Source organism: Actinomyces sp. oral taxon 849 str. F0330 (genome assembly GCF_000239715.1).
In the GTDB taxonomy this organism is placed as follows: Bacteria; Actinomycetota; Actinomycetes; order Actinomycetales; family Actinomycetaceae; genus Actinomyces; species Actinomyces johnsonii.
Window position 1 is genome coordinate 416,183 of record NZ_JH470348.1, and the last position, 5,495, is coordinate 421,677.

The 5,495-nt window shown below is 70.9% G+C and carries 4 protein-coding genes; all 4 read right to left on the bottom strand.

From position 1 onward, the window contains the following. Positions 1-138: 138 nt before the first annotated feature. Positions 139-1,326, bottom strand: a complete 1,188-nt coding sequence (locus HMPREF0975_RS01720) for a VWA domain-containing protein (RefSeq protein ID WP_009232377.1) — start codon at positions 1,324-1,326, stop codon at positions 139-141. After that, entirely contained in the window at positions 1,323-3,860 is a 2,538-nt protein-coding gene (locus tag HMPREF0975_RS01725; RefSeq protein WP_009232378.1) for a DUF5682 family protein, read from the bottom strand. Before HMPREF0975_RS01725 ends, HMPREF0975_RS01720 begins: the two co-directional genes overlap by 4 nt. Beyond that, positions 3,857-4,981 carry an ATP-binding protein gene (locus tag HMPREF0975_RS01730; protein WP_009232379.1) on the bottom strand — a complete coding sequence of 375 codons (1,125 nt, stop codon included), beginning with the start codon at positions 4,979-4,981 and terminating at the stop codon, positions 3,857-3,859. The genes HMPREF0975_RS01725 and HMPREF0975_RS01730 overlap by 4 nt, the downstream gene beginning before the upstream one ends. Before the next feature lie 48 nt (positions 4,982-5,029). After that, positions 5,030-5,495: electron transfer flavoprotein subunit alpha/FixB family protein (locus HMPREF0975_RS01735; RefSeq protein WP_156808145.1), on the bottom strand; the 466-nt coding region annotated here is incomplete at its 5' end.

Sequence of the window (5,495 nt, forward strand, 5' to 3'; positions counted from 1 at the left end):
TGCCCAGGGCGGCCAGGGCGACGTCGTCGAGCGCACCGTATACCGCGAAGGCCGCATAGGGGGATTGTCCAGCGGGCTCGGGCCGCTCCGGGGAACTGGGGCCGTCGGAGGAGAGCCGAGCGGGGCCGCGCCGCACGTTCATGCGGTCGCCTCCGCCAGCCAGGTGGCGAAGCGGTCCGGGGTCATGGCGGCGATCCTCATTCCGACCTCGGAGAGCCGTTCGGCGACGTCGTGGTCGTACCAGACGCGGCCCTCGTCGCCCAGAGATGCCAGCCCCAGCACGGTGACTCCCTGCGCGACCAGGTCATGCACTCGTTTCACGAGGGTGGACACCGATCCGCCCTCCTGGAAGTCGCTGATGACCGTCACGATGGTGCGGCTGGGGCTGGAGACCGCTTCGGCGGCGTATCCGACGGCGTTGGCGATGTCTGTTCCGCCTCCCAGCTGACTGGTCATGAGGACCTCGACGGGATCGTCAACCAGGTGGCTGAGGTCGACGACGGTGGTGTCGAAGACGGCCAGGCGCACGGACAGACCGGGAAGGCCCGCGAGGATCGAGGCCATCACCGCGCTGTGAAGCAGGCAGGAGGCCATGGAGGCGGACTGGTCCACCAGGATGATGACGTCCCAGGTCAGGTGACGTCTCCTCTGGCGCGCCATGAAGCGCACGTCCTCAACAATCATGCGGCCGGTCTCGGGGTCCACGTTGCCCAGGTTGGCGGTGATGGTGCGACGCCAGTCGAAATTGCGCGCTAAGGCATGGGGACTGGCGCTACTGCGCCGCCGGGAGCCGCTCAGGGCGGTCGTCACGGGGCGGCGCAGCCGTTCCATGATGTCGGCGACAACCCGGGAAATAAGGGCCCGCAGCCCGTCGGAGAGCCGGGGCGGGATCCTTCCCTTGATACACAGCAGGGCGGCTCCCAACTCGGCACTGGTGTCGATGGAGTCGACGGCGGCCGGGTCCGCGAGCAGTTCAGTGAGCCCGTAGCGGGTCAGGGCATCGCTCTCCAGACGCTCCAGGGTGGAGGCGGGGAAGAGCCGGCGGGCACCGTCGAGCCAGTCGACCGCCCGCAGAACCGAGGGGCCTGATCCGCCGCGCGCCCGATCGTCACTGCCTCCACCGCCACGGCCCAGGCGGTGTCCGCGGCCGGTGTACTCGCGGTCGTAGACGTAGCCCAGCGCCTCATCAAGCTCAGCGTCCTGCTGGCTGCGCGGCAGAGCCGGCTCGGCGTAGCGCCCCAGGACCATGCGCCAGCGGCGTGCCGCCAGCTCCCGGTCCGTCCCCGTCCAGGAGCCGGGACGGTTCGACGGCGCACTGCTCGTCATCGCGCCCACTGCCCCAGTCCGTCGCGCACCAGCGAGGCGACCAGATCCCGTTCGACCTGGGCTCCCAGGGCGGCCTGAGCGGGGTCGACGCTCCAGACGACGTCGAGGTTGGCTGCGCTGGTTCCCACGAGCCCGGCCACCGTGCCGGCCAGGCGGTGGGTCTCGATGGGGCGAAGCGTCGTGAAGGCGCGACGCAGGTCCGGCAGGACGGCGACGAAGGCCTGGTCGTCCAGCGCCGTGAGAGCAGAGGTGACGGCCTCGACGGTGTCCGGGCAGTGCAGGAGCACATCCGGGGAGGTGCGCACCAGTCCCACGATGAAGTCAGCCGCCCGCGTCGGATCCGCACCCACCGCGAGATGGGCGACGACGGCGCTCCTCGTCTCCTGCCCGGTCAGCGCCCCGGCGGATGCTGCGACTCCGGTGGCGCAGCCGACCAGCACCGCGGCGGCGTCACGGCTGAGGCGAAGGGCCTCGATCTCACGCATCACCGCGCCGAGGCCGGCGTGCGGCCCCTTGCCGCCATCGTCACCGCTGCCGCGGTGGTCCCAAGCCGTCAGCCGGACAAGGAGATCACGCACCGAGATGAGGGCGTCGACGGCCGCCTCGGCCTCCTGATCCTCCAGACCTGCCAGGTCCGGGACGAGACGGGCGATCATGGCGGAGCCTCGGCGCACCATGGCACGAATTCGGGGCACGGCGTGGTCTAGGCGTAGACGAGAGGTGGACTCGATCAGCCCCGTCAACCGGTGCAGGGCCTCGACGAGCTCACTCAGGTCGCTGAGCCGACCGAGACGGTCCTCCAGGCGGTCGCAGACTTCGCCGGCCTCGGTGTCGAGCCCCATGACCGCCAGCTCACTGACCAGGGTGGCCAAGGTGTCGGCGTCGAGCTCACCGGTGAGTCGTTCGGCCAGTCGGGTTCGCACGAGGACGTCGAGATCGGGGGCCTCCTGGGCCGCGCGCACGAGTGCGGCCTCCACGATGGGGGTCCAGGCGTAGACCCATTCCTCGAAGAACTGGCCCATGCCGGTGCCGGCGACGAGATCGGCCCCCGAGATCTGGTGGGCGAAGCCGGAGCCGACGAAACGCAGGCGGGCGAGCAGCTCACGGCGCTCGCGGTGGCGCGGTCTGCGGCTGGTGTCGAGGCTGACGCGGTGCTCGACGGCGTCGTCGGTGATGATGCGCGCGGCGCGCAGCTGGTCGCGCACCTGGGAGACCAGTGGTGGAATGGCGGTGCCCTCGGGGATCTGTCCGACGTCGGAGGGGGCCAGGACGGAGGCGACGGCTGCCCCCAGGTTGCCGGATATGCCGGAGTCGTCCTTGACCAGGCAGCTGGTGAGGGCGTCGATGAGGTCGCAGCGGCCGGGCCAGGCGCGCCCGCGCAGGGCGGCTAATCCCAGGGCGTGCTCAACGGCGGCCAGCACCTGGGCGGTCCCCAGTGGTTCGCCGAGCTCGCGCAGAGCGGTGGCGATGTCGAGGAGCACGGTGGTGGCGAAGTCTCGGGCGGCTCTCACCGATTCGGGGACGGTCTGCGCGGCCTGCCGCACGGCCGTGTTCGATCCGCTGCTGCGATCGGGCGGCGGGCTGGAACCGGTGCGGGCCTGCCAGGCGCGCTGCCACAGTCCCGGTGAGGGCATGCCAGCGCCATAGCCGCGCAGGGCGTCGAGGCGGGCGAAGTCGTAGCGAATGAGCCAGGCCGGCCCGCCGGGCTGGAGCTGCGGTTCGGTCAGCCAGGCGGCGTGCTCCGTTCCATCGAGGCAGTCGAGCAGCGCCAAGGTGTGGAATCCTCCGGTGACGATGACGATCGGCGCCGTGGTGGCGTCCCTGGATGTTGTGATCGCCTCGGTGGTACCGGGCAGGTGGTCTCGCAGAGCCGCCGTCATGACGGCCTCGCGGGCGTGGGTACCGTCGGCGTCGAGGACCTCGCGCTCAGTGTCGAGGCGGGCCAGCCCGGACCAGGCCAGCGTGTCGGAGAAGAAGCCCCGCCAGCTGCGGATTTCGGCGGTGGCGCGGTCCTCGAAGAGGTGCTCCCAGACCTCGTCATGGTCCCGGCAACCCAGGCTCCGGGCGAGGGCGTCCAGGCTGCGAGATCGGGCGAGGTACCGCTCGGCCTGGAGCGTGCGGGCGACAGCGCCGCGGGCATCGTCGTGGGGATCGTCATCATCTCGAAGACAGGCGCTGCGGTCGATGAAGACGGCCTCGGCCCCGTGCTCACCCGCCCACCGCAGAGCGACCCACTCCGGAGAGAACTCGGCCAGCGGATAGTAGGAGGCGGTGCGCTCCCCCAGGGAGAGGATCGCCACCGGAGGGACGGTCGCCGGGTCCTGGAGGGCGGGCAGGAGGGCGGCGTACTCGACCGGCCCCTCGATGAGGACCGTGGCGGGACGCACCTCCTCCAGGAGCGCCGACAGGGCCAGCGCGCAGGCCGGCGAGTGGTGCCGGATCGGGACGAGGTGGACGCCCGCCAGGCCCCAGCGCTGCTGGGAGTCCAGGGCGCGCTGGAGCCGGGTGGGGACCTGTGTCGTCGGCGCGCTCACTCCCACAGTCCTTGAGAGGCGGTCAGGAAGTCCTTCCAATCGGTACTGGAGGCGGCGCGCTCGCGCACCACCGAGTCGATGTAGAACCGCATGCGCTTGGCGTCCTCGTCCTGGCCCTTGAGGGCCACCCCCACCAGCTGGCGGGCGATATCGGAGGCCCGCACCGCACCGTCACCCAGGTAGCGCGCGCTCAACGAGGCGGCCACGCCAACATTGACGGCCTCGGCGGTGGACATGACGGTCTCGGGACGTTTGACCGGGGTCCCGGTGGCGGTGGTCCCGGTGCGCAGGTCGGCGAAGACAGTCACCAGGACGTCGAGCACCTTCGGGCTCATCGGCACGCGCTGCTCACCGAGCTCGGTATCCAGGGCGCTGGCGATGAGCTCGGCCTCGAAGGCGCGGTCGGGGATGGGCCTCACCGTCTCGAAGTTGAAGCGCCGCTTGAGCGCGGAGGACATCTCGTGGACACCGCGGTCACGCAGGTTGGCAGTGGCGATGACGTTGAATCCCTGAGCCGCGCTGACGCGGAAGCCGTCTTCCAGCTCTGGGACCATGAGCTGCTTCTCGGAGAGCACCGAGACGAGCGTGTCCTGGATCTCGGGCGGGCAGCGGGTGATCTCCTCGAAGCGCACGACGGCGCCCCGCTCCATGGCCTGGTAGACCGGTGAGGGCACCAGGGCTCTGCGCGAGGGGCCCTCGGCGATGAGGAGCGCGTAGTTCCACGAGTAGCGGACGTGGTCCTCGGTGGTGCCCGCCGAGCCCTGGATCGTCAGGGTCGAGGTCCCACAGATCGCGGCTGCGAGCAGCTCTGAGAGCATGGACTTCGCGGTCCCCGGCTCTCCGACGAGCATGAGTCCCTGACGGCCCAGCAGGGTGACGATCGCCCGGTCGATCAGGGGATCGTCACCGTAGAACTTCCGGGTGACGCCGAGGTCCTCGTCCCCGACGATGAAGGTGCGCACGGAGCGGGGCGACAGGCGCCATCCCCGGGGGATCTCCGCACCGGACTCGGCATCTGCTGCAGCCAGAGCAGCCAGCTCATCGGCCCACCGCTCCTCGGCTGCAGGACGCAGCGCTCTTCCCTCTGCGGGCTCTGGGCGGCTCGTCGATCCTGCGGTCATCGTCCTCCCCCAGACCGGTCGGTGCTGCGCGGCGCCCCCACTGGCAGCTCAGCCGCGCAGCTTGGCGAGCTCCTCGACGAGCTGGGGCACGACCTCGGTGACGTCGCCGACGACGCCGAAGTCGGCCATCTCGAAAATCGGGGCCTCGGAGTCGTCGCAGATCGCCACCACCGTCCCGGCCCCCTGGATGCCGCTGGTGTGGTGGACAGCGCCGGAGACACCGAGCCCGATGTACAGGCGCGGGGAGATCGTCTCGCCGGTCTGGCCGATCTGGGCGCTGCGCTCGATCCAGCCTTCGTCGCAGGCCACACGAGTGGCGCCGACGGCGGCGTCAAGCGGCTCGGCCAAGGAGCGGACCAGGTCGAAGTCGCCGTCCACGCCGCGACCGCCCACGACGACGGTGCGGGCCTCAGTCAGGGCGGGGCCGGAAGCGACGGAGGTGGCCTCGCGCAAGACGAGGCGCACGGCGGCGGCCTCGGCGCTGACGGGCACATCGAGGGGCTCGGCGGCCAGT